Origin of the sequence: Maribacter flavus, from assembly GCF_008386635.1 — a bacterium.
Taxonomy (GTDB): Bacteria; Bacteroidota; Bacteroidia; order Flavobacteriales; family Flavobacteriaceae; genus Maribacter; species Maribacter flavus.
On sequence record NZ_VUOE01000001.1, the window covers coordinates 1,559,015 to 1,583,833 of the forward strand.

Here is a 24,819-nt window from a genome sequence, read left to right on the forward strand (position 1 = left end):
TCTATCATGCAAAAACATCAACGATCCATAAATCAAATGCTAAGACAAGGGCTATTTGCGTTGCTTGTCATTTTTCTGGCAGGGTCCAGTTCTTGGGCCCAAAAACCTTATGAAGGAAAGACCCTTTTGGCGGTTTTTGCCCACCCTGACGATGAAAGTACGATATCCCCCATACTGGCAAAATATACCAGGGAAGGCGCCAAGGTGCACTTGGTGGTCGTAACGGACGGCAGGTATGGCACCAACGATTTCCATGACCATAAGGCGGGGGACGAACTGGTGGTTACACGAAGGGAAGAGATGCGCTGCGCAGCAGAATTGTTGGGCGTTGAACTGACACATTTAAACTTTCATGATCAGCTTAAGGCAAGCGAAGGATATGACGGGCACGTGCCCCATGCCCGGGAAATGGTGAAACAATTAAACGATATTGTAGAAAAAACCAAGCCCGATGCCATCATCACATGGGGCCCTGATGGCGGTTCCACGCACATGGACCATAGACTGGTTGGTGCCTCCATTACACAGGTGTATTTAAGCAAGGATTGGCAAAAGCCCATGTCGCTATACTTTTATGGAACACCGTTGGACAACATCGATGATGCCGATGGAAAAGTTCTAAGAGGGCAGGCAAGCAAATATTTAAGAACGAAAGTTCCCTACACCGATGAAGATCTGGAAATGGCCGCTAAATCCTACCGATGCCATTACAGCCAAATCGACCCCATGCTAACGGAAGCCGATTTTATGGACCGTAAGTCAAAAAATGGGAAGTTCGTTTACCTACGAAAGTTTGAAGCCCCAAAATCCGATTCCGATTCGGTTTTTGAATAACATACCAAAAACCATGAAATGCATCTTTCCAAGATAGAACGGTTGTTTACTTATTTTATAGACTGGAAAAGGAAACTGGTTTTGGTCATTTTTATGACAGTTAATACCGGTGTTATTTCACAAGAAACTACCGACACCGGTTGGACCTCTCTTTTTAATGGAAAAGACTTGACCGGATGGACTGCCAAAATCCACCATTATGATGTTTTTGACAACTATGGGGATACTTTTAGGGTGGAGGATAGCATCATAAAGGTCAGATATGACCAATATGAGGGCTTGTTCAATGATCGCTTTGGACATCTATATTACGACCAACCGTATTCCTATTTTCACCTATCCATGGAATATCGTTTTGTAGGCGACCTATTTCCGGGTGCTCCGGACTATACCCTTTTGAACAGTGGGGTCATGTTTCACTCCCAAGACCCTAGAACGATTCTTAAGGAACAGGATTGGCCCATTTCCGTCGAGATGCAATTCTTGGCGGGTGTGGAGGAAGGAAAAGAACGGCCCACAGGGAATATGTGCTCCCCTGGAACGGATATTTTCTACAACGGAAAGCTCGACCCCAACCATTGTGTCAATTCGATTTCCGACACCTATTTTGGCGACCAATGGGTAAAAGCGGAGCTTATCGTGTACGGGGATTCCTTGGTACAGCATATCATCAACGGTAAAACGGTATTGGAATATACAAAACCGCAAATGGGTGGTGGCGTCGTCAATGGGTACGATCCAAACATCTTTACACCGGGTACACCCTTGAAGGAAGGTTTTATAGCCTTACAAAGTGAGGGTCAGCCGATAGATTTCCGCAACATAAAAATAAGGAACTTAAAGGGCTGTATGGACCCTCAGGCCGTCAACTATAAGCCGTACTATATTGAGCCGGACCCGAATAATTGTGAATTCCGATAATTATCTATTGCCTAGGATACTGTTGTATTTTGAGGAATTTTCCAATAGTTCCGATGCCGCTAAAATAGCATCGTCATGGGATAGGTAGTATTGATAAAGCCCATCACGATAAAAATAGCGCTTGATAATTTCGTCCTCTAAATTTTTCTGGATTTCTTTTTGATACTTGTCCAAGGCATTTATCTTGCCTTTTTGAATATTGGCCAACAAGGTCTTATAACTATCCTTTACTTCTTGACCCAAGAAATCGTTTTCTGGACCGGAAAGTGCTTCGGTAATTGCCTTTTCCGCTTTGGTCTCAAAGGAAAAATCGCTTTCCCTTACAAAGGCCTTAAAGTCGTTAAAATCAGAATTAGAAAACTGAAAATCGCCTACATCGGCTACTTTATGGCTAAAGTAGTAATCCGTAGCATAGTCGAAAATGACATTGTTTTGCAGTAATGCCATGGTTAAATCGTTCGTTTTGACCGCGGCGATTTCAATATCGGGCAAGACGCCCCCGCCATCCTGAACCTTTCTTCCGTTCCTGGTGGTAAAATCATTGAATTGGGTATTTCTGATGGCATTGCCATTTTCATCCCGGTTCCAGTAATCCAAGGCCTGGATGCAACGTCCGGATGCCGTGTAATACCTGGAAATGGTCACCTTTAACTGCGTACCATAGGTCAATTTTAAGGGTCTTTGCACCAAGCCCTTTCCAAAACTACGGGCCCCCATAATGACTGCCCGATCCAAGTCCTGTAAACTGCCCGAGACGATTTCACTTGCAGAGGCACTGCTCCCATTTACCAAGACCACCAAAGGAATTTCCGTATCCACGGGTTGGTTGCTTGTGCGGTATTCCCTATTGAATTTCTTTACTTTGGATTTTGTGGTCACCACCAATTCGCCTTTGGGAACAAATAAGTTTGTGACGTTTATGGCTTCTGACAGCAACCCTCCCGGATTGTCGCGCAAGTCCAGTACTATTTTTTCGGCCCCTTTTCCTTTGAGGTCGAGCAAGGCACTTTTTGTTTGGTCCGTGGCCTTGGCATTGAATTTTGACAAAACAATGTACCCGGTTTTGTCGTCTATCATTTTGTAGAAAGGCACGGCATCCACTTCAATTCCTCCCCGTTCAATGGTAGTACTGTTTATCTTCCCTTGTCGCTTGTAAATAATGTCCACGGTGGAACCTTCGGAACCTTTAAGAAGCTCACTGGCGTTGTCCTCAAAATCCGCCACCTTGATATCCCCTATTTGAATGATCTGGTCCCCGGCCTTTAAACCGGCCTTGTCCGCAGGATATCCCTGATGCGGTTCAACGATCAACAGCCTGTCCTTGTAGGTGCGTACCAACGCTCCAATACCGGAATATTCCCCTGCATTGTTTATTCGGTACGATTCTACATCCTGTTCGTTTAAAAACTTGGTATAAGGGTCCAAATCCTCCAGCATGTTCTTAATGGCGGTATCCATAAGTTCCGCTGGATTTGTCTCGTCCACATAGTTCATATTAAGCTCCTTGAAAAGCGTAGTGAAAATTTCTATTTGCTTCGCTATTTCAAAAAAATCGCTTTTAAAACTACTTCCAACAATAAGAAAAGTAAGGGCTAGAACGGGAACAACAACTCTTTTACGCACTAGTTTTTTCATGAATCCGGGCATTAAATTTCTCTAAAAGCAGCTTCATTTTGGACTCTATATCCACAAAAGCAGGCATTTCCTTTCCAAGGTATAAAAATAAAAACGCAAAGTTTCCTTGTGTATTGTTAAAAACCAGGCCTTTGTTCAATCGGTAGGACTCCCGTAGCAGTCTTTTGATTCTATTTCGATGAACGGCACGTTTGAAGTTTTTTTTTGGAACGGTCACCGCGGCTTTTATGCGAACATCTTGCTGAGCGGTTTCCAAATAGATAAGTTTAAGGGGGAATATGGAAAGACTTTTTCCTTCGGTAAAGAGTTGGCCAATACTTTTTTGGCTTTTTAGCTTCTCTTTCTTACCGAAGGAAACGTCTTTTTTTTGTTCGGGCACGTCCATTTTTTAGCACCAAGCCTTATTCTTCGGCTTGCCAGACATTGTTTTCCTCGTTGATATCCGCCATGAGTTGGGAGGGATCGATTACCACCGCCTGAATGTCCGAAATAGGCCTGTTGATGGTAAAGTCATAGTTGGGATATGCCCAAGGCCAATCTGGCAACACGGTTCTTTCAATTTGCGGATACGGATTTTCCTTTTCGCCGCGCATCATCCGCAAGGGCGCATAGAATGTTTCCCGGCTGCCGTCTTGATATACCAACAATATGTCGATGGGCATTGGCATCAAACCAATTCTTTCCATGGTTATTTTAGTGCCTTCACCTTCTGGTTCTACCGACTTTATACCGTAATCTATCGTGTTGGTGGTCTGTGTCCAATCGGTCAAATACCAATCCAACTCCATTCCAGATACCTTTTCTGCGGTTCTTTTGATGTCATTGGGCACTGGATGCTTGAACTTGAAATCCTCATAGTATTTCCTGAGCGTTTCCATTAACTTATCCTGACCCATAACGTACCCCAATTGGGCAAGAAAAACGGCCCCTTTGCTATAGGCCGAAATCCCATAGGCGAAATTAAGGTCATATCGATCTGCATGCGTGCTCATGGGCTGTTCCTTTCCGGAAAGGGCCAAATTATAATAGCTTTTATAGGAGTTTTCAAAAGGATTTTCCTTGTTTTGCTCCCTGATCTCGTTGCTGCATAATGCCGATATAAATGAAGTAAACCCTTCATCCATCCATTCATGCTTTGCCTCGTTGGTGGCCAGCACATGCTGAAACCAGGAATGAGCCAACTCGTGGATCATGGTACCAATGACACTTCCGGGTTTGTCGCCACCCGTAATCAAGGTGGCCATGGCATATTCCATGCCTCCATCCCCACCTTGGATGACAGAATATTGTTTGTAAGGATACGCTCCGATATTACGGCTGAAGAAGTTCATCGCTTTTTCGGTCATGGGCTGTACCGCTTTCCATGTCTCCAAAAACTTAGGATCGTTTTTATAGAAAAAGTGAAGGGTTGGGCCATCCTCCATTTGTAATGTGTCATGCACATACTCCGGATCTGCCGCCCACATAAAATCATGGACCATGGGCGCCTTAAAGTGCCAAGTAAGGGTCTTTCCCTTTTGTTTTTTTACAGTTGTTCCCGGAGCTTCATAGCCATGTCCTATTTCTTGCGGATTTTGTAAATATCCGGTTCCTCCTACTACATAGTCCTTGTCCAAAGTGAGCTTTACATCAAAATCGCCCCAAACACCGTGGAACTCCCTAGCGATATATGGATCCGCATGCCATCCTTCAAAATCGTATTCCGCTAATTTGGGATACCACTGGCTCATGGAAAGGGCTACTCCATCGGCATTATTGCGGCCAGACCTTCTAATCTGAACGGGAACCTGACCTTTAAATGTCATTTCGAACGTCGTTTTACCTCCAGAGGGAATCGGCTTTGCCAAGTCCACGACCAGTACGGTACCTTCTTCTTGGAAGCTTACGTTCGCCCCATCTTGGGTCAAGGATGCTACATGTAGGTACCCAATTTCACTTTCGGAAAGACCGGCGATACGACTTTTCTTGTCCTCCGTAATCATTCTTCTATCCGGGTCTTGGATGTTTTGAAGTCGTATGTCCATTTCGCTTCCAGGCTGGAACGCATTGAAATACAAATGGTAATAGACACGGCTCAATACATCTGGAGAGTTGTTGGTATATACGAGTTTTTGTGTTCCCGTATATTGATAGTTCTCAACATCCATGTTCACGTCCATTGTATAGTCCACGTGTTGCTGCCAATACCCGGTCTGGTTTTGGGCTAAGGCCATGCTTACACAACCAAACAATAAAGTAGCTAGAAGTATTTTCTTCATCATTTTAAGATTCAATATTATAATTGTAGTTGACCATTGCTCACCTTACTTGCCATAATTAGCGCATTATAGGCGTTCACCATTTTACCCGAAGTGGATATCTCCGCCAAACTGGCACTTTTGGTGTTGTCTCCCCCTAGAACGACTTTGGTTTTTACGGGAAGCCCGGAATTTAAAATAATTTTCTTCACCTGTTTTGCGCTTAGGTTGGGATATTGTGACCAGACCAAGGCCGCTACTCCCGAAACCGCTGGTGCCGCCATGGAGGTGCCAGGTGAATACTCGTATTCGTTGTTAGGATAGGTAGAATAGACATCCGTACCAGGGGCAAAGACATCCACGTTGATTTTACCATAGTTGGAGTAGGAAGCTACCAATTCTGACCCATATTTAGGGTCCAAGGCGCCTACCGTAATCACGTTATCGGCAAATTCCACCCCATTGTTTATCTGATCGTTGGGATAGTTTGGATTGGCGGGATCGTCCAAGTTGGCCCCGTCGTTTCCTGCGGCGTGTACGAAAAGCACATCGTTGTCCGCAGCATATTTAATGGCGTCATAGACCCATTGTGCATTTGGTGAGAAGGATTTTCCAAAACTTCCATTGATAATCTTGGCCCCGTTATCCACGGCATAACGTATGCCCCTTGCAATATCCTTGTCATACTCATCCCCATTGGGAACGGCCCTAATACTCATTATTTCCACGTTATTGGCCACTCCGTTCGCACCAAGGCCATTGTTTCTTTCCGCGGCTATTATTCCAGCTACATGGGTGCCATGGCTTTCATCGTCTACACGATTGTTGGGATTTCCATTTCCATAATCCGTGTCATTGTAATCATAGGGGTCGTCACCTACAACTTCCCTTCCGTTAAAATCCTTGTTGAGGTTGTAGTTCAATTGCTCCGTAAAATAGTTGATGCCATCTCCCAGCTCTTCAATGACTTCTGGAATGGAATCCTTGAAGGAGTACATTTGTAACAAAATGGATTTATTACGCTGCATGGCCTCCGTGGATGCTTCCATACCCATAACATCCTCTTTTGTATAGGTTTCCTTGCCTAAAAAGGCCTTAACCTCCGTGTCCGCATTTTTAACGGCTTGAAGGATTTGTTCGTATCGTTCCTTGTTCTGTTGGGCGGAGGTGTACTCCTCGTCCAATTTGGCTTTTGCCTTGGCCAATGTTGCTTGGTCGCCAATGTTCAGGCGCAACATCCGTACATATTCCAATTGCTCATTGTAAGATTCACCCAAGAAATTATAACCGTGGATATCGTCCACATATCCATTGTTGTCATCGTCCTTGTTGTTGCCGGGTTTTTCATCGGAATTTGTCCATAGCACCCCATCCAGGTCTTCATGATCCAAATCGATTCCAGAGTCCAGAACGGCCACTATGATTTTTTTCCCTTTTTTGTTCTTGATGATTTCAGTATACGCCTTGTCTACGCTCATCCCGGGAATGGTATCACTTGCAAGGTCCAAATGGCCCCAGTTTTTCTTCTCCGTTTCCGTCAGTTCCGAAATCTTTAAGGGAACGGCATCAATGTTCTCCACGGGAGTTAAAATAAGGCCTCCCGTACCACCGCAACCCAATAGTGCGACAAAAGAAAATACCAAGAGCGATTTAGTGATTGTACGTATCATATAAAATAGTAGTTAATTAAATTTTGGTTCTTTAATTGAAAATTTCATTGAAAGTAAAGGTTTGATCCAGCCTAACGCCTTTTTCGGTCTTTTTGACCGTACAAAGCTGGTTATGCGCATCGTGTTCAAAGAAAAGAAAATAGTTTTTTTCCGCCGCCTCGTTGAGGAATTTTTCTTTTTCGGTGAGTGTAAGCAAAGGTCTTGTATCATAACCCATAACATAGGGCAAAGGGATATGGCCTATGGTAGGCAGTAAATCGGCCACAAACACGATTGTCTTTTCTTTATAGTCGATTTTTGGCAACATTTGTTTTTCCGTGTGCCCATCTACAAAATAGATGCCAAAACCTAATTCTGAATTCTCTCGAAAGACCGAATCCCTTGAGGTTTCTACGTAGTTCAATTGCCCGCTTTCTTCCATTGGCAATAGGTTTTCGGCTAAAAAGGATGCCTTTTCCCGGGAATTTGGCTTTACGGCCCACTCCCAATGTTCCTTATTGGTCCAAAATTTGGCGTTCTTAAATGCCGGTTCATAGCCTGTCCTGTCCTTGTTCCATTGAATGCAACCGCCACAATGGTCAAAATGCAGGTGGGTAAGGAAAACATCGGTAATATCCTCTTTGGATAGACCAATAGTATGTAGTGATTTATCCAAGGTAAAATCGCCCCAAAGATGGTAGTGGCCAAAAAATTTTTCAGATTGTTTGTTGCCAAGCCCGGAATCGATAATAATGAGTCGGTCCTCATTTTGAATCAGGAGGCTTCTTGCGGCCATATCGATGAGATTGTTGCTATCCGCAGGATTTGTTCTCTGCCATAGGGACTTGGGAACTACTCCAAACATGGCGCCGCCATCCAATTTAAAATTTCCAGTTTCAACGGGGTATAGATTCATGAACCTACCGGGTAACAGTATAAATCCGGAAAATTAATTAAAAAGGATAGGAAAAACAGGCTGTTTAAGAGTTTTTAACGCAAGCCCACTTTGGATTTGGGTTTATGGGCAGTAATTATCGGACACTAAATGTGATTATCATTTAACTTATTGGAAGGCAAATCAAAGCAACAATTCCTCTAGGGAATGGTGCGCCAAAGGTTTGGCCAAGTGCTTTTCAATCTCTTTATAACTCTCCGATTTTTCCAAATCCTTGGGATTTATGGACGAACTTAACATGAATACACGGCATTTACCCTTGGTTTCCACGGGTAGGTTTTTATATTGTTCGATGAATTCAAAACCATCCATTTCCGGCATTCTAATGTCTAGAAAAATTACATCCGGAAAGTCCTCCGGACTTTCTTCCAATTCTCTTAAATAATTTAATGCCTTTAACCCAGAGGTTTTGACTATAACTTCGTTTATAAACTTGGATTTTGAAATAATGGCCTTGTTTATGTAGTTGTCTATTTCAGAATCATCTATCAATAATACCTTCATGGCGGTAGAATTTAGTTATTAGGATATGTATTTGGCAAGGTAAGGGTGAAAGTCGTTCCAATCTTAGGTTTGGAATCCAGTTCAATGGTTCCATCCAACTTGTTTATAATTTCCTTTACAATGAATAGCCCTATTCCCGAGCCCATTTCATCGCTTGAGTCCCTGTAAAACATATCATATATTTTTTCTTGGCTCTTTTTCTTTATACCTATCCCGTTATCCTTAATTTCAATTACCGCCTTTTCTTCGTTAGTATTCACGTCAATCCAAATAGACGGTGTGGTTTTTGTTTTGTCATTGTACTTTATGGCATTCGACAAGAAATTACTGATCAATACGGCTATACTTCTACGGTCTGAAAAAAACTCACAATCAGTCTTTAAATTGGTAGATATGTGAATTTTTTTAGTGTTTTTAAGATACCATAAATCTTGCAAAGCTTTGTCAATAATTTCCTTAAAATTCACTTTTTCACATTTCAATGACATATGTTTATTTCTGGAATAGGAAATTATATCTTCAATAAACGCGTCTAGACGCATTACGGAGTTCTCCATCATCTCCAATCTATTAATTGTTTCCGGTTCCCCCTTTTCTTTTTTCATTATGTCCAGTAGGCCCATTAAGGAAGCGAGAGGAGCACGAAGTTCATGTGAGGCACTATAGACAAAACTATCCAACTCAGAGTTGGTCTTTTTCAGTTCTGCATTTTGGTTTTCAAGCCTTTTTTCGAATTCCTTGGCCTCAGTAATGTCCACCGCGGTTCCTTGAGAAGCTATAACTTTGCCACTAGCGTCCGTTGTCACTTCCATTTGGACTTTTACATATTTTATGGATTTATCCCTATGTATTATTCTGTAGGAGAAAGAACTATTGTCCCTTTGCGAAATTTTGGTGTCAATAATTGTATCATGCATGACAAGGTCATCTGGATGTATTAATGTTTTAGTAAAGGCAACATCTATTTTTCTTCCGGGTTCAACATCATATATTTCGTACATCCTCTCAGACCAATCGATAATATCCTTTTCAAAATTCCAGTTCCAATACCCAATCTTTCCAATGCGAATGGCAGCGTTCATTTTATTTTGGAGCTCAAGAATTTCCCGTTCCGTTTTCTTTTGATCTGTAAGATCAAAGGCCACGGAACCTATGCCTATTGGCTTGTTATTATTTTTGTCGTTAATGAGAAAGGCAGAAAGTGCTGCTGGAATATTCCTGTTTTCCTTAAAGCTTTTAAGGTAACCTTCCCCGCTCCAAGAACCATTTTTGAAAATTATAGGCATGTACTCCTCTTTGATTACCTGTCTTGAGTCCTCAGGAAAAAAATCCAAAATGGAATAATTGGAAATTGCGTCTTCATTGGATAGGCCCACAAGTTCCCTTCCGGATTCATTAAGATAGATACCACCACCATCCATACCGGACAACCCTATAAAACCAGGGCTTTTTTCAATTACTGCTAATAGTTTTTGATTTTCCTCTTCACTAACCTTTCGTTGCGTAATGTCTCTAAAATAGACAGTAAGACCCTCTGGAGAAGGATATACATGGCTTTCAATCCAAATATTGTTTCTGGGATGGAACTGCTCCAAATGAACATATTCCTGCTTTTTTAAAGCGCCCTCAATTTTGCCCCTCGTACTTGAACTTATAGTGTTTTTAAAAACATCCCATATATTTTTGCCTATAAGCTCCTCTTTCTTTTTTTGAATTAACTCTTGTGCCTTAGCATTAACATAGGTTAGGTTCCAATGATTATCAATGGAAATGAACGCATCAGAAATTCGCTCGGTCAACTCTCGATATTTTTTTTCACTTGCAACAATTTTTTTCTGTGCCTTCCTTTCATCAGTCCTGTCCAAATAGGTTGCTAGAATGTACTTTTTTTTATTTACTTCGTACGTTTCCGCTGAAGCTGTAAAAAAAATTTTCTCCTTTCCCTTTGGCCGGGCTATGAGTTCCATTGATAATATTTTTCCACTGCTATTTAGTGAATCTAGGGCTTCCTTTCGCTTTGATTCCTCATCGATTATGATTCCTAGTTCTTTGAATTTTTTACCAATTACTTCTTTCAACTGAAAACCTAGCAATTCCAAAAAATATTGATTGGCATCGGCAAATTTTAATTCATTATCAAAGATGGCCATGCCTATGGTCTGACTATTAAATGCTTTTTGAAATTTTTTGAGGTTTTCATTTGCGGCATACTCTAATTTTTTTCTGGCCGTAACGTCTCTAACGATGCCCAATATGGTGCCATCATTCAATTTTTTTGCACTTACTTCTCCATAGAAACTGGATCCGTCCTTTCTAAGAAGCTTTCTTTCGGTAAGAACGGAATGTCCTTTATTTATTTCTTTGAATCTCAAGGGAGCCTTTTTTAAGTCGGATTTTGTTGCTAATTCAACAAGGTTTTTAGTAAGTAGCTCCTCTTTTGGATAACCAAATAATTCCACGCCCTTAATGTTGGCTTCCAAAAGATTTCCATGGAAATCAGCCAAAAATATACCATCTGAAGCTTGCGCTATAAAAGCCCTAAGTTTCTGTTCATTTTCTTGAAGCAAGTGGGTTTTTTCATTAACCATTTTTCGTAAAGTTCTAGGCTGCTCCAGTAGAAATGTGGTAAAAACGCCGGCAATAATAGAAAGAATAAGGCCAAGTCCCCCTAAAACATAAAAACCATATAGTGCCAGTTTTTTTTCAGAAATCACATATAGCTTCCATTCACCATTGTAATCACTTATGAAGTGTTTCATTGCGTTATTTGAAAACACTTCTTTTGTGGCATAAAATATTTGTTCGGAACCGTCCGTATTAGTTTTATAAAGTTGATATGAAAACGGATTATTTTCTAAAGATTTCAAGGAAATTTCCGACAACAAAGACTCAAGTTTAATTACGGCTGCGGCAAAACCGGCAAATTGGTTTTCGACATAAATAGGTGTACGGCAAACAAAACCTGAACCTCCCTGCTTTAAATTAATGGGCCCGGTAACATAGTACCCTCCTTTTTCCATTGTTTTTAAAGCGCCTTCTTTACCTATGGAGTCCTTTAAAATATTAAATCCCAAAACTTCGTTTCCTTCAAAAGGATAAACATTGGTAATAAGACCGGTACTGTCAACCAGCTCAAGCGCATCTATGTTACTATTTGTACCAAGAATTAATTTTGCAACTTTTGGAAAATCTTCCGGAACGCCATAGTTTTCAGTTAAAAATGCCAAATTTTGAGTGCTTGAAAAACCTTGTTCCAATATCCTTTTTATTTCATTTTCAACTTGGGAAGCCTGTCTTCTCAATTCATTCTCTTCGGAGCTTTTTAGAATAAGATACCTTTGATAGCTCAAATAAGTGGTGAGTCCAAAAACAAAAACAAATACCAAAAGCCCAGAAAACTGGGACATCCCTAGTTTAATATTTTTTAAGGGTTTTAATATCAACTTCATTTGCACCTATTACTTACGTATCATCAACTAACTATAACTTTACACAGATTCACTTTGCGACGGTAAGGCGGCCAAGGGTAAGATTTAGGGATGGTCTTTACGAACTTTCATCATTTTTGGGGAGGGGCAATGGGACAAAAATAGAAAAGCATTTTCCAATTCTTGTATTTTCAATCAAAAAACGTAAGTAAAATGTTACAAAAAGTTTTTTTCCTTGCGCGAAAAGGATACATTACCTTGTTTTGGAAAAATATCTTCATATAACAAAATTTGAGTTTTTTTAATTGTGGTATTGGATTTTCATTTTGTTACAACTGCCGTTTAATTCTTATTTTTAACAAAAAAGTATTCCATGCTAGAACTTGCAGGTATTATCATCTTAGGCATTATAGCGCAGTGGGTAGCATGGCGCTTCAAATTACCGGCTATTCTTCCCCTAATTTTGATCGGTTTGATAGTGGGCCCGTTATCAACTTTATATACGGAAGATGGGTCCAAGCTTATAGAACCTATTTGGAATGGGCAGAAGGGGTTGTTCCCAGGGGAGGGGCTTTATTACTTTGTGTCCTTGGCAATAAGTATCATCTTATTTGAAGGAGGGTTAACGCTAAGGCGGTCAGAAATACGAAATACGGCTCCAGTTATTACAAAGCTAATCACCTTGGGAAGTTTGGTAACCTTTTTCGTGGGTGCTTTGGCGGCCCATTTTATCTTTGACCTTAGCTGGCAGATTTCTTTTCTCTTTGCGGCTTTGATCATTGTTACTGGCCCTACGGTAATCACCCCTATTTTAAGAAATATACCGCTAAAAAAGGATGTTAGCGCAGTGTTGAAATGGGAAGGGATATTGATCGACCCCATTGGTGCGCTTGCGGCCGTTTTGGTGTTTGAGTTTATTAGTGTAGGCGAGGGTCAGGCCTATACATTGACCGCACTCGTGGAATTCGGTAAGATTTTGCTCTTTGGCTTTACCTTTGGGTTTACCTTTGCCCATGGTTTGGCATTTGCCATAAAAAAGAATTTCATACCACATTACCTATTGAACGTGGTGTCGCTTTCCGTAGTTCTGCTGGTCTTTGTGGAGTCCGATCTGTTCGCACATGAATCCGGTCTATTGGCAGTAGTGGTCATGGGGATGGTCATGGGAAACATGAATCTGCCCAACATAAAAGAACTATTATATTTTAAGGAATCGCTCAGTGTACTTCTAATTTCCATCCTTTTTATTCTTTTGGCTGCCAATATTAATATTTCAGATATGGAATTGATTTATAACTGGAATACCGTGATTTTGTTTGCGACCATAGTCTTTATAATCAGGCCCTTAGGGGTGTTCCTAAGTGCCATGGGTTCCAACCTTAAGTTCAACGAAAAACTCTTTGTTAGTTGGGTAGGTCCTAGGGGTATCGTGGCTGCAGGTATCGCGTCTTTATTTGGATCAAAGCTTCTCGCCAAAGGGGAACCTGGCTCAGAATATATTACGCCATTGGTGTTCATGATCGTTTTGGGAACGGTCTTATTGAATGCGACTACCGCCAGATTATTTGCCAAGTTGGTAGGTGTATTCCTTTACAAATCAGAAGGCATTTTGGTCATTGGCGCCTCACGGGTTTCCAGGCTTATAGCGGAGTATCTACAGAAGAACAACAGGCATGTGGTTTTGGTGGACAATAACGATACGAACGTTGCCAAGGCGCGTAAGGCGGGATTAGAGGCCTTTAGTGCCAATATTTATTCGGATTCCTTGGGAGATTATATTGAGCTTAACGATGTGGGCTATCTTATGGCCTTAACAGGAAACTCTGATATAAACAAGTATGCCATTGATAAGTTTAAAGGTGAGTTTGGTGAAAATGGCTCCTTCCGCTTGGTCGATTCGGAAGAAATGAACGACCCTGAAAACAACCCCAAGGAAGGTCTTTTTTCCCATACGGACGATTTCATCAAACTGACCGAAACCGCCAGAAAAAACCCTGTTATTCGCGAAATAGAATTGAAGGACACGGAACATTATGAAGGACTTATTGAAATTACCAAGGCCGATCCTGACATAATTCCTTTATTCCTAAAAACTCCGGATGACGATATCAAAATAATCTCCTCGTTCAGTAAAGATTTTACGGATATCGAGGAAGGCTCAAAACTGGTATATCTTGGAAAAGCCCTTCCTGTTGAAGAGGAGCTTCAAAAAGAGGAAGAAATGAATTCACCTAACAAACAAATAAAAACTTAATCGTTCAGTTTCAGTACGGCCATAAATGCTTGCTGCGGTATTTCTACGTTTCCAACTTGGCGCATCCGTTTTTTGCCCTTTTTCTGTTTTTCCAACAGCTTTCGTTTTCTGGAAATATCCCCACCATAACATTTTGCAGTTACGTCCTTACGAAGGGCCTTGATCGTTTCCCTGGAAATAATCTTGGAACCTATGGCCGCTTGAATAGGAATGTCAAATTGTTGTCTAGGAATAAGTTCCTTCAACTTTTCGCACATTTTTTTACCAATGTTTGCGGCATTGTCAAAATGAATCAAAGCGGACAAGGCATCTACCGGTTGGGCGTTTAATAAGATATCTACGCGGACCAGTTTTGATGCACGCATTCCAATGGGGGCATAATCAAAGGAGGCATATCCCTTGGAAACCGTTTTTAGACGATCATAGAAGTCGAAAACAATTTCCGCCAAGGGCATATCGAAGTTCAGTTCCACCCGTTCCGTCGTCAAATAGGTCTGGTTGGTAATCTGGCCTCGTTTTTCAATGCAGAGGGACATTACGTTGCCTACGAAATCCGCCTTTGTAATGATGGTTGCCTTAATATAAGGTTCCTCCACACGGTCTATGGTAGAGGGATCGGGAAGGTCACTGGGATTGTTAACGATGATGGCGGTTTCCGGGTCCTTACGGGTATAGGCATGGTAACTAACGTTTGGCACGGTGGTAATGACGGTCATGTCAAATTCCCGTTCAAGTCGCTCCTGAATGATCTCCATATGAAGCATCCCCAAGAAACCACATCTAAAACCAAAACCCAGGGCCGCACTACTTTCCGGCGTAAAAACTAGGGATGCATCGTTCAGCTGCAGCTTTTCCATGGAGGAACGCAGTTCTTCAAAATCCTCCGTATCTACCGGATAAATTCCGGCAAAAACCATAGGCTTTACATCCTCAAAACCGGCAATTGCATTTTTAGTGGGTGTAGCGGCATCGGTAATCGTATCGCCTACCTTTACCTCTCTGGCATCTTTTATACCTGTAATCAAATATCCCACGTCACCGGCGCTTATCATGGGTTTTGGATGCTGGGTCAGTTTTAAGGTGCCAATTTCATCGGCATCATAACTTTTACCGGTTGCCACGAATTTTATCTTCTGATTTTTTCGGATAGTCCCGTTGATAATCCTAAAATAGGTTTCCACCCCCCTAAACGGATTGTAGACAGAATCAAAAACCAAGGCCTGAAGGGGCTCGTCCGGATTTCCTTTTGGCGCCGGAATACGTTCTATGATGGCCTTTAGAATTTCCTCGATACCAATTCCCGTTTTGGCACTGGCAGGGATTACGTCCTCCGCATCGCAGCCCAAGAGGTCCACAATATCGTCCGTAACCTCTTCTGGATTTGCGCTGGGAAGGTCCACCTTGTTTAAAACCGGTATGATTTCCAAATCGTTTTCCAGGGCCAGATACAGGTTCGATATGGTCTGGGCCTGAATGCTCTGTGCGGCATCTACCACCAAAAGCGCGCCTTCACAGGCCGCAATGGATCTTGAAACTTCATAGGAGAAATCTACATGCCCAGGGGTGTCTATGAGGTTCAAAACATATTTTTCACCATTGTATACATAGTCCATTTGAATGGCATGGCTTTTTATGGTAATTCCACGCTCACGCTCCAAATCCATGTTGTCCAACAGCTGTTCCTTTTTTTCCCTTTCGGTGACGGAACCCGTGAAATCCAAAAGACGGTCCGCCAAGGTACTTTTACCGTGGTCAATATGGGCAATGATGCAGAAATTTCGAATGTTTTTCATAGCGTCAATTGAAAAAATAGCTCCTTTTAAACTTTGGAATCTACCCGTTTAAAAAGCAATTGCAAATATAGTCTAAATAGCATCTAGATTTTAGGAAGCTTCGACTAAATAAATAGGCAATATTGTGCTAAAAACAAAGCGGAAAGAGCCAATCGTAAAAATATACAGTATTATTTTGTTAGATTTGATGTTCAACCCAAACTAATATTGAGACCGCTACTGCTATTTTTCCTGGCGCTACTAGGAGGTTCCCAAGCGGCGCAAAGCCAGACCCACCAACTCACCGGAACGGTAAAGGACGAGCTGGGCGAAACCATCCCTTTTGCTTCAGTTTTTTTGTTACAGGCTTCTGACTCTACGATGGTCAAAGGAACATCGGCAGATGAGGCGGGCATTTTCTTGATTTCTGATATCACCCCAGGACTTTACATCGTACAATGTTCCTACATTGGGAAAAGTTCGGAAGGGCTTCCCCTGGACATCCGGTCCGATATTAAAATAGGAGCTTTGATTATTCCACAACAAGCGGAGCAATTGGATGAGGTTGTCGTTGTATCGGCACGGCCCCGGGTAGAGCGAAAAGTGGACCGGTTGGTTTTTAACGTGGAAAATACCGTATTGTCCCAAAGCAATTCCTGGGACATCCTAAAACAGACCCCCGGCGTAATACTCATGCAGGACGAGCTACAGATACGAAACCAGCCCGCCGTGGTTTATATCAACGACAGGAAAGTCCAATTATCACCATCTGAAGTAAGAAGCCTGCTCGAAAATTATCAAGGGCAGCACATTAAATCCGTAGAGGTCATCAACAATCCCCCGGCCCGGTACGATGCGGAGGGAGGTGCGGTTTTGAACATTATTACCAATAAAAATATTTCTTTGGGCTATAAAGGCAATTTTAGTTCAAATTACACCCAAGGAATCTTTCCCAAATACAATTTTGGCACCTCTCATTTTTACAAGACCAACAAGCTAAATATAAATGCTTCCTACGCCTATGCCCCACGGAAGGATTTTAAGGATGTGCAAAACAGGACCAATTTTATCAACGATACGGGTGTATTTTCCCGCTGGGATACGGATTTTGACAAGACCAATAGATTTGAAACCCACATAGGAGGGCTAACGTTGGATTATACGATCGACGACCGCAACGAAATCAACCTAACCTCCAATATGCAACTTTCCCCCAAAAGGGAATACGACAATTTTCAGAGCACCGTTATTACCAATGGAATTGGTATTTTGGATTCGACCTTTACCACGGCCAGTTTTTTGGACGAGACCAAGAACAATATTTCCGGGGATGTAACCTACAAGCATACTTTTAAGGAAAACGGAAGTTTACAGGTGAACGCACATTACACTACTTTTGATTTAAGCCGAACACAACGTGCTAGTTCCGATTATTTTCTGCCCACTGGCGATTTTATAAGAAACTATAGCTTCTTTACCGATGCCGATCAGGATATCGAAATCATAACGGCCCAATTGGATTACAGTACTCTTTTGGGTACGGTGAGTTTTGAAACCGGGGCGAAGCTTTCCATGATCAATTCTGAAAGTCGCTTACAGTTCTTCACGGAAAATAACGGCCGGGTTTTTGTTCCAAACCTTTCTGACAATTTTCTGTACGATGAGAATGTATATGCCGCATACGTAAGCGCTTCCAAGGATTGGGAAAAGTGGAGCCTCAAGGCAGGACTTAGGGCGGAACATACCCAAAGTTCCGGAAACTCCCTGGCACTTTCCACGGTAAACGAATTAGAGTATTTTGAACTTTTTCCGTCGGTCTATATGCTTCATACCATTAACGAAAACCATAGCGTGGCCCTTGATTATTCCCGAAAACTGCAAAGGCCCAGGTATGAGGATTTGAACCCCTTTCGAACCTTCATCAATGAAAATATTTTTTACGAAGGAAACCCCACTCTTGTTCCCAACTTCAGCAAAAACTTTAACCTGAACTATACCTTGAACCAGGAGTTTTTCTTTGATCTTTATTACCGGGACAATGGCAATTATATCTCCACACTTTCCTTTCAAGACAATGAAAACCAAGTACTTAGGGATATCACACAGAACGTATTGGAAAGCACTTCCTACGGGTTGGATTTTAATTACGGCAAATCCATTACCAACAACTGGTACGTGTACAGCTATCTATCAATCTTTCATGAGGATGAAACCTTCTTGGCCTTGGAGAGCGATGCTTTCTCTGCCACCAATGAAATAAACGGTTATTATATAGATGTAACCAATTATTTGACCCTTTCCAAGGACGGTACTTTTAAGGGTGAATTGGGACTGGCCTATTTATCTGGATTTTTAGCAGGTTCCTATACCATGTCCGAAACAATAAACCTTACCATGGGCCTCCAAAAATCCCTATGGAACAGAAGGGCGGAACTTAGTCTCAACTTCAACGATATCCTGGGCAAGGCAAACCCATGGTTTTCCTCAAAATATTTAAATCAGGACAATTCATACATCGCGGTAGAGGAAACCCAAAACGTACGTCTATCTTTCATCTATAATTTTGGAAACTTCCGTCTAGAGGATAATCAGCGCCAAATAGAAAAAGCGGAAAGGGACCGAATTGGCTCCGAATAAGTGCCAAAATTGACTGTTCATACAATATTCTTACATAGAAACATTTGCTGTAAGATATTTCCGAATAACTTTTTTATATTCGCTTGCGACTACCATTAGCCAATGAAGCCAGCCTTACCACTCCTTTTCTTCATTTTACTTATTTCCATATCAATAAACGGCCAAGAGTTTGAAATTTCGGGTAGTGTAAAGGACCAAAACGGAGACCCCCTAGTCTTTGCAAACGTTTTATTGAAGAATCAGGATTCGATATTGATTCAAGGTGCCGCTACGGACGAGTCGGGCCTATTTATCCTGAACAACGTTGAGAAAGGAATCTATCTAATATCTGCGAGTTATTTAGACAATACAAGTGAAACCCGTTCGATACAGGTTTCCACGGATTTGAGAACAGAGGATTTGATCATTCTAAAGACCGAGACCCAATTGGATGAGGTTGAGGTCGTGTATAAAAAACCTACTATAGAGCAATTGGCGGACCGACTCATTTTTAACGTTAAAAACACATCCCTGTCCCAAGGTAATATCTGGGACATTTTAAAACAGACCCCGGGTGTTATCATCGTGAACGATAAGATCAACATTAAAGGGAGTTCCAATATTGGGGTCATGATCAATGGCAGGTTGGTGAACATCCCGCAAGCCGATATAGTCAATCTGCTTTCGGGTAGTTCCGGCGACAATGTGGAATCCGTGGAGGTAATCTTGAATCCTCCGGCCAAATACAGTGCTGAGGGCGGACTTTTGTTAGACATAAAAATGAAGAAAAACCTCATTGCCGGATATAATGGGTCCGTCTACAATAGATACACACAGGCGGTATTCCCAAAACATATAATCGGTACCGATCACTTTTTTAAGGGCAAGAAAACCGATTTTTCACTTTCCTACAGTTTTAGAAAAAGCAAGGATTTAAGAAGGTTTACGGACATTACCAATTTTTTCGACTCCGGAGCTATTACGGACGTATGGACGACCGAACAAAGGACCGTTACCAGGAGCAATGAACATAACATTAATGGGTTTTTCGATTATCAGGTCAATGACAAAAACAGCCTTAGTTTTTCTACGATCAATTCGTTTACGGCTCCCGCCAATAGGTTTATCGATTCCAGCACCCTCATTGAAGATACTTCAGGTGATTTACTATCCAGTTTTCTAACGGTAAACGATTCCGATTATGACGCCCTTAACTCGGCATATTATCTGGACTGGACCCATAAGTTCAATAAGAAAGGCGAACAAATTTCCCTGGCCTCCAATTATACCTATTATCAATATAACAGGGGACAGGATTTGGATACTGATTTTTTTGACAGCGACGGGATTCTTACCGGGGATAATGATTTCACCACACAATCCAACCAAAAGACGGCCATCTACAGTGCCCAAGTAGATTACAACAACCCCATAAAAAAAACCACCACCTTGGAAACAGGTATGCGGTATTCCGGTATTAACTCCCAATCGACCATTGGCCAAACAGGTTTTGATAGGACCCAACCGGGTATTGACCCAACAGAGGCGGGTGTTTTTGACTATGACGAGAAGATTATGGCGGGCTATGCAAGTCTCAACAACAATTGGGACACTTGGCAATTGAACATGGGGCTTAGGTCTGAATACACGGAGACTATAGGAGACCTGAACACGGCAAGTGAGCCTATTAAAAATTCCTATTTGGAGCTTTTTCCCTCTGTTTCGGCCCAACATGATTTCAAAAACAAGCACAATTTGGCCTTGCGGTACTACAGAAGGATTACTAGGCCTAGATATAGTGATTTAAACCCATTCCAATTTTTTCAGAGCAACAATACGGTGGTAGAGGGCAACCCAAATCTAAGGCCCGCCATTAGGAACTATGTTTCCTTGGAGTACGGCATCAAAAGGGATTATTCATTGGAAGTCTATTATTTTAATGATAACAATGATTTCTTTGAGCAAGTGGTACAAGACAATGAAAGCAATTTGCTCCGTTTTTTGAGCGTCAATTTGGAATCCAATGTCACTTATGGTGCCGAGTTTAGAATGAATAAGCGTTGGACGGGTTTTTGGGATACCTACCTGTTACTTACCTATTACAATAAACAGACTAGTTTTAGGGATATCGATAGCGGAGCGATCGTAAGCAATGGTTTATGGACGGGAAACGTTAGGTTCAACAATTATTTTACGCTCTTAAAGAATCGTTCCCTATATGCGGATGTTCTTTTCAGGTACTCCTCGCCAATGGTACTTGGTAATTCCAGAAGGGAATCCACAAGCCAACTTATACTTTCACTTAGCAAGACGTTTTGGCAGCGAAGGGCGGCATTGTCCTTTTCCTTTGATGATGTCTTCAACGATGGCAACTTCTTCTATACCCGTAACTATCTCAATCAGGACAACAGCACTTTTTCCAGAAGGGAAACGCGATTGTTTTATATTGGGTTCAGATATAGGTTTGGGAACAACAAAATACGGGACAACCAAAAACGAAAAAGTACGGACGAGGGGGATAGGATTTAAATTAGAGCCCTATAATCATCGACCCACACACTCCAAGGCTAATCAGCATGTAGACACCTGCCAAGATCAGAAACACCTTGCCCCCCTTCTTTTTGTTTTTACCCATCAAAACAACGCCAATGATGCCTAAAAGTGCGGCCGGACCGAACATGATGAGAAGTATCAGCACGAACAAACCATCCAAATTCCCTACCTCCATTGGAATTAAACTCATACTATTTCTTTTTGTAATTCTTGTAACCGATTTATTTTATCATCCCTATAGAAAAGATTCATCGTTTCAAAGGGGATTATTTTATTGTCCTTGTTCACAATATGCACACAGGATTTTTTTATGGCCCTTACGTCAAAGTTATGGGCATCTATGAATTGCATGATGATTATCCTGAAAAGGTTGTCATAACCAAGTTCCGGCGCATCGATTTCCGGGAGGCAGCACATGATGCTTTTTAGGTTCTCCGATGCCTTTTCCACAGAATTTCCGGTACTGAAAAGTTCGATCATCTTTCCATGGAGCTGTTCGTCCTGTTCATAAATGATGGTGTTTTTTCCTTCGTTCAATAAATCGTCCGGATTTACATAGCGGGTCAAGGGACTCACTTCCCCGTCAATTTTTAAGGCATAGGCCATGACCAAAGCATCTGGGTTGCAGGGAACCGGGATAAGATCGTCCGGCTCAAAAATAGGGGATTGTTCCAAAATCTTTCTACGAACCTCCGTAAGCGTAATCCTGTTTTCGTCCACCTCAAAATTTTCCAACCGCCCAGCTATCTGTGTGGGTTGAAAGGTTATCCCGCGCACACATTTTTGTTGTAGGGCAAAATCTATGGTCTTTCCCATTTCGTGGTCGTTCAACCCCTTTTGAAGGGTAACAACCAAAGTGGTCGATAGGTTGAGTTGGTTCAAATGTTCCAACGCCTTAAGGCGGATATCCGCCAGGTCTGCCCCTCTCAAAGTTCGTAAAACGTGATTGTCCAGGGAATCGAACTGTAGGTAGATTTCAAAATCCGGCATGTAGGTGGCAAGTCGCTCCGCAAAATCAAATTCCTTGGCGATGCGTATGCCGTTTGTGTTGACCATTAAATGCCGAATGGGCAAGGACTTTGCATAGTCCAAAATCTCAAAAAACTGAGGATGTAAGGTAGGTTCGCCACCACTAAGCTGAACCACATCCGGTTCCCTTTCGTTTTTTACAATCGCGTCCAGCATAGCTTTAACCTCGTCCAAGGTCCTGTGCCTGCCATAGTTAGGGGAAGAGCCCGCGTAACAGGTGGGGCAAGTTAGGTTGCATCGGTCCGTTACCTCAATGACAGTTAAGCAAGAGTGTTGTTCGTGATCAGGACAAAGCCCACAATCATAGGGGCATCCGTAAAGGGCCTTTGTATTGAAAGTCTTAGGATACTCCGAAGCTTTATTGTAGTTCCTTATATTCTTATAATAGGGAATGTCATCGGCAATCAACACCTTGGAACGCCCATGCTCCGGACAGTTTTTCAACATATACACCTTTTCATCCTCAAAGACGATTTTAGCATCGATCCTGCGAAGACAGTCTGGACAAAGGCTTATCGTATAGTCATAATAGGTGTATTTTGCTTCGGGCATGTGTGAAGAATTGGCGGATAGTTTTCCAGTAATATAATAGGCAAATTAGACATAAAATTTGGATGCTGCTCAACCCCAAAACCAAAAAGGAATTCGGTTTTAAAAACTCTATGAAAAATCGAAACAGGAAATAGGTTATCATAAAAATCTTGAAATGCATGCCACTTTCAAATTGCTCCCGTCGTTTCCGGAACTTTTTTATGAGGATAAAAAGGACTGTTAGGAATACGATTTCATACAGGGCAATGGGATGTCTATAGACACCATCGCCCAAATCCGTTCCTAGAAAAAAAGCGGTTTCTTTCCCATAGGTAAACTCCTTGATACCCGATACAAAGCAGCCTATCCTACCAATAATGATTCCTAAAATAATGGGGAGGGTAAATAGATCGCCGGACGACTGTTTTTCCCCGATTATTTTTTTGACCATTTCAACTCCAAGCACCCCCCCAAAAAGTCCGCCCATAATGGTTTTATTGTTCAAAATAGCAACCCACCCTTGTTCCCAATGTAGCAAGGGGTTTTCCAAAAAGGCGACCACTCGTGAGAAAAAAAGGGCGCCAAAAATGGCTCCGATAATAATGGAAAGTCGGTTGTTGGAGGATATAGTGTCCGTGGAATTTTTCCTTAGGAAAAGATAATAACGAAATCCTACAAAGAAGGCAACATACTCCAATATGAGGTGCATGTTCAGATGTATACCAAAAATGACGGGCTCAAAGGGGATGGTCATTTAAAAGCAATAAAATGCTACTCTTGCCACTCCGCAATAAAGAGATTCGTATCCCTGGTGCCACCATTATTTCGGTTGCTGGAAAAGGCCAAGTATTTACCGTCGTTGGAAAAAACAGGGAAGGCGTCAAAGGTTTCCCCATGGGTTACACGCTCCAAATTCTTGCCGTCGATGTCGATAAAATAGAGGTTAAAAGGAAACCCCTTTTCGGCCTCAAAGTTACTGGAGAACAATACCTTTTTCCCCGAAGGATGAAAGAACGGGCTCCAGTTGGCATTTCCCAAAAAGGTCAATTGTTTCAAATCGCTTCCATCGGCATTACAAATAAAGAGCTCCATTTCCGTTGGTTCTACCAAGCCTTCGGCCAATAAATCCTTATACTTTTTTATGGCCTCGGGGGTTTTGGGTCTGGATGCCCTAAAAATAAGCTTGGTACCGTCCGGGGAGAAAAAAGCCCCACCGTCATAGCCCAGTTCGTTGGTTATCTGTTTTACGTCCGTTCCGTCCAAGTTCATGGTGTATAGTTCCAAATCGCCGCTTCGGGTGGAAGTAAATACTATTTTATCGCCTTTTGGGGAAACGGTCGCCTCGGCATCATATCCGGGCTCATCCGTCAATTGCGCCGTGATATTTCCCTCCAGGTCCGCCACAAAAATATCAAAGGAATCATAGACGGGCCAGACGTAGTTCCCATTTTTGCGAAGCGGTACTTCAGGACATTCCTTATCCGCCAAATGGGTGGAACCGTATACAAAATGTTTGTTGTCCGGTAAAAAATAGGCACAGGTGGTACGTCCGTACCCAGTGCTGACCATGGGAGGAATGGAATCCGTAATACCATCGGCCACGTTCATCAAGAACATTTGATCGCAATTAAGGCCCCAGTTCGTATTGTTGGATTGAAAGATCATCTGTTTGTCGTCCCAACTCCAATAAGCTTCCGCATTGTCCCCGCCAAAAGTGATCTGCCGGATGCTTTTAAAATACTTTTCTTCCGGATAGATCAAGGTGTCCTCTCCCGCCATTAAGGAGGTGGTTGGCTCGGGAGTTGTTTCGGTCTTTTTGGTTTCGTTTTTACAGCTGAAAACAAGGCAGATAAGCCCTAAAAGGAATAAAATTCTCATGGAGATGCGTATTTTTGTCAAAA

General features: G+C 42.1%; 17 protein-coding genes. 5 read left to right on the plus strand and 12 right to left on the minus strand.

The annotated features are described in order from the left end of the window. Nucleotides 1-6 precede the first annotated feature (6 nt). Nucleotides 7-834, plus strand: a complete 828-nt coding sequence (locus tag F0361_RS06780; protein ID WP_161598216.1) for a PIG-L deacetylase family protein — start codon at nucleotides 7-9, stop codon at nucleotides 832-834. Nucleotides 835-852: 18 nt separating this feature from the next. Next, nucleotides 853-1,755 (plus strand): 3-keto-disaccharide hydrolase, encoded by a 903-nt coding sequence (locus F0361_RS06785; RefSeq protein ID WP_246160823.1) that lies wholly within the window; start codon nucleotides 853-855, stop codon nucleotides 1,753-1,755. On the opposite strand, the gene F0361_RS06790 is transcribed toward F0361_RS06785, so the two are convergent. The 7 genes from F0361_RS06790 to F0361_RS06820 all read right to left on the minus strand — a co-directional run bounded on the left by F0361_RS06790 (nucleotide 1,756) and on the right by F0361_RS06820 (nucleotide 12,184). Then, nucleotides 1,756-3,390, minus strand: coding sequence for a S41 family peptidase (locus F0361_RS06790; protein WP_154917763.1), 1,635 nt, complete (start codon nucleotides 3,388-3,390; stop codon nucleotides 1,756-1,758). It lies immediately after the preceding gene. Continuing rightward, the gene (rnpA, locus tag F0361_RS06795) at nucleotides 3,371-3,769 is read right to left on the minus strand and encodes a ribonuclease P protein component (protein ID WP_246160824.1); all 399 of its coding nucleotides are present in this window, start codon (nucleotides 3,767-3,769) and stop codon (nucleotides 3,371-3,373) included. The genes F0361_RS06790 and rnpA overlap by 20 nt, the downstream gene beginning before the upstream one ends. Before the next feature lie 22 nt (nucleotides 3,770-3,791). Beyond that, nucleotides 3,792-5,648, minus strand: a complete 1,857-nt coding sequence (locus F0361_RS06800) for a M1 family metallopeptidase (RefSeq protein WP_154918516.1) — start codon at nucleotides 5,646-5,648, stop codon at nucleotides 3,792-3,794. A gap of 17 nt (nucleotides 5,649-5,665) precedes the next feature. Next, nucleotides 5,666-7,297: a S8 family peptidase gene (locus F0361_RS06805; RefSeq protein ID WP_154917765.1), complete on the minus strand. Its 1,632-nt coding sequence runs from the start codon at nucleotides 7,295-7,297 to the stop codon at nucleotides 5,666-5,668. 31 nt (nucleotides 7,298-7,328) lie between these two features. Next, nucleotides 7,329-8,192 carry an MBL fold metallo-hydrolase gene (locus F0361_RS06810; protein ID WP_154917766.1) on the minus strand — a complete coding sequence of 288 codons (864 nt, stop codon included), beginning with the start codon at nucleotides 8,190-8,192 and terminating at the stop codon, nucleotides 7,329-7,331. 162 nt (nucleotides 8,193-8,354) lie between these two features. Continuing rightward, entirely contained in the window at nucleotides 8,355-8,735 is a 381-nt protein-coding gene (locus tag F0361_RS06815) for a response regulator (protein WP_154917767.1), read from the minus strand. Nucleotides 8,736-8,746: 11 nt separating this feature from the next. Further along, on the minus strand, nucleotides 8,747-12,184 hold the full coding sequence (locus tag F0361_RS06820; protein WP_154917768.1) for a PAS domain S-box protein: 3,438 nt from the start codon (nucleotides 12,182-12,184) through the stop codon (nucleotides 8,747-8,749). A 352-nt stretch (nucleotides 12,185-12,536) separates the two neighbouring features. On the opposite strand from F0361_RS06820, the gene F0361_RS06825 reads away from it, so the two are divergent. Then, nucleotides 12,537-14,417, plus strand: a complete 1,881-nt coding sequence (locus F0361_RS06825) for a cation:proton antiporter (protein ID WP_138256693.1) — start codon at nucleotides 12,537-12,539, stop codon at nucleotides 14,415-14,417. Here F0361_RS06825 and lepA read toward each other — a convergent pair. After that, nucleotides 14,414-16,210 carry a translation elongation factor 4 gene (gene lepA / locus F0361_RS06830; protein WP_138256694.1) on the minus strand — a complete coding sequence of 599 codons (1,797 nt, stop codon included), beginning with the start codon at nucleotides 16,208-16,210 and terminating at the stop codon, nucleotides 14,414-14,416. The genes F0361_RS06825 and lepA overlap by 4 nt on opposite strands. A gap of 207 nt (nucleotides 16,211-16,417) precedes the next feature. Between lepA and F0361_RS06835 the strand changes: the two genes are divergently transcribed. Continuing rightward, entirely contained in the window at nucleotides 16,418-18,826 is a 2,409-nt protein-coding gene (locus F0361_RS06835; protein ID WP_246160825.1) for an outer membrane beta-barrel family protein, read from the plus strand. 102 nt (nucleotides 18,827-18,928) lie between these two features. Then, entirely contained in the window at nucleotides 18,929-21,334 is a 2,406-nt protein-coding gene (locus F0361_RS06840; protein ID WP_154917769.1) for an outer membrane beta-barrel family protein, read from the plus strand. 1 nt (nucleotide 21,335) lies between these two features. Here F0361_RS06840 and F0361_RS06845 read toward each other — a convergent pair whose 3' ends face one another. The 4 genes from F0361_RS06845 to F0361_RS06860 are packed head-to-tail and all read right to left on the minus strand — an operon-like array spanning nucleotide 21,336 to nucleotide 24,796. Next, nucleotides 21,336-21,548 (minus strand): hypothetical protein, encoded by a 213-nt coding sequence (locus F0361_RS06845; protein WP_154917770.1) that lies wholly within the window; start codon nucleotides 21,546-21,548, stop codon nucleotides 21,336-21,338. Further along, entirely contained in the window at nucleotides 21,545-22,939 is a 1,395-nt protein-coding gene (locus F0361_RS06850) for a radical SAM protein (protein WP_154917771.1), read from the minus strand. Before F0361_RS06850 ends, F0361_RS06845 begins: the two co-directional genes overlap by 4 nt. Continuing rightward, nucleotides 22,911-23,672 carry a prolipoprotein diacylglyceryl transferase family protein gene (locus F0361_RS06855; protein ID WP_154917772.1) on the minus strand — a complete coding sequence of 254 codons (762 nt, stop codon included), beginning with the start codon at nucleotides 23,670-23,672 and terminating at the stop codon, nucleotides 22,911-22,913. The genes F0361_RS06850 and F0361_RS06855 overlap by 29 nt, the downstream gene beginning before the upstream one ends. Nucleotides 23,673-23,689: 17 nt before the next feature. Beyond that, entirely contained in the window at nucleotides 23,690-24,796 is a 1,107-nt protein-coding gene (locus F0361_RS06860; RefSeq protein ID WP_154917773.1) for a TolB family protein, read from the minus strand. Nucleotides 24,797-24,819 lie beyond the last annotated feature (23 nt).

Bases quoted from the DNA above. Each gene is read 5' to 3' on its own strand.
- F0361_RS06810 (WP_154917766.1), bottom strand. From the start codon at position 8,192: ATGAATCTATACCCCGTTGAAACTGGAAATTTTAAATTGGATGGCGGC.
- F0361_RS06780 (WP_161598216.1), top strand. From the start codon at position 7: ATGCAAAAACATCAACGATCCATAAATCAAATGCTAAGACAAGGGCTA.
- lepA (WP_138256694.1), bottom strand. From the start codon at position 16,210: ATGAAAAACATTCGAAATTTCTGCATCATTGCCCATATTGACCACGGT.
- F0361_RS06840 (WP_154917769.1), top strand. From the start codon at position 18,929: ATGAAGCCAGCCTTACCACTCCTTTTCTTCATTTTACTTATTTCCATA.
- F0361_RS06845 (WP_154917770.1), bottom strand. From the start codon at position 21,548: ATGAGTTTAATTCCAATGGAGGTAGGGAATTTGGATGGTTTGTTCGTG.
- F0361_RS06815 (WP_154917767.1), bottom strand. From the start codon at position 8,735: ATGAAGGTATTATTGATAGATGATTCTGAAATAGACAACTACATAAAC.
- F0361_RS06825 (WP_138256693.1), top strand. From the start codon at position 12,537: ATGCTAGAACTTGCAGGTATTATCATCTTAGGCATTATAGCGCAGTGG.
- F0361_RS06860 (WP_154917773.1), bottom strand. From the start codon at position 24,796: ATGAGAATTTTATTCCTTTTAGGGCTTATCTGCCTTGTTTTCAGCTGT.
- F0361_RS06800 (WP_154918516.1), bottom strand. From the start codon at position 5,648: ATGAAGAAAATACTTCTAGCTACTTTATTGTTTGGTTGTGTAAGCATG.
- F0361_RS06805 (WP_154917765.1), bottom strand. From the start codon at position 7,297: ATGATACGTACAATCACTAAATCGCTCTTGGTATTTTCTTTTGTCGCA.
- F0361_RS06820 (WP_154917768.1), bottom strand. From the start codon at position 12,184: ATGAAGTTGATATTAAAACCCTTAAAAAATATTAAACTAGGGATGTCC.
- F0361_RS06850 (WP_154917771.1), bottom strand. From the start codon at position 22,939: ATGCCCGAAGCAAAATACACCTATTATGACTATACGATAAGCCTTTGT.
- F0361_RS06855 (WP_154917772.1), bottom strand. From the start codon at position 23,672: ATGACCATCCCCTTTGAGCCCGTCATTTTTGGTATACATCTGAACATG.
- F0361_RS06790 (WP_154917763.1), bottom strand. From the start codon at position 3,390: ATGAAAAAACTAGTGCGTAAAAGAGTTGTTGTTCCCGTTCTAGCCCTT.
- F0361_RS06785 (WP_246160823.1), top strand. From the start codon at position 853: ATGCATCTTTCCAAGATAGAACGGTTGTTTACTTATTTTATAGACTGG.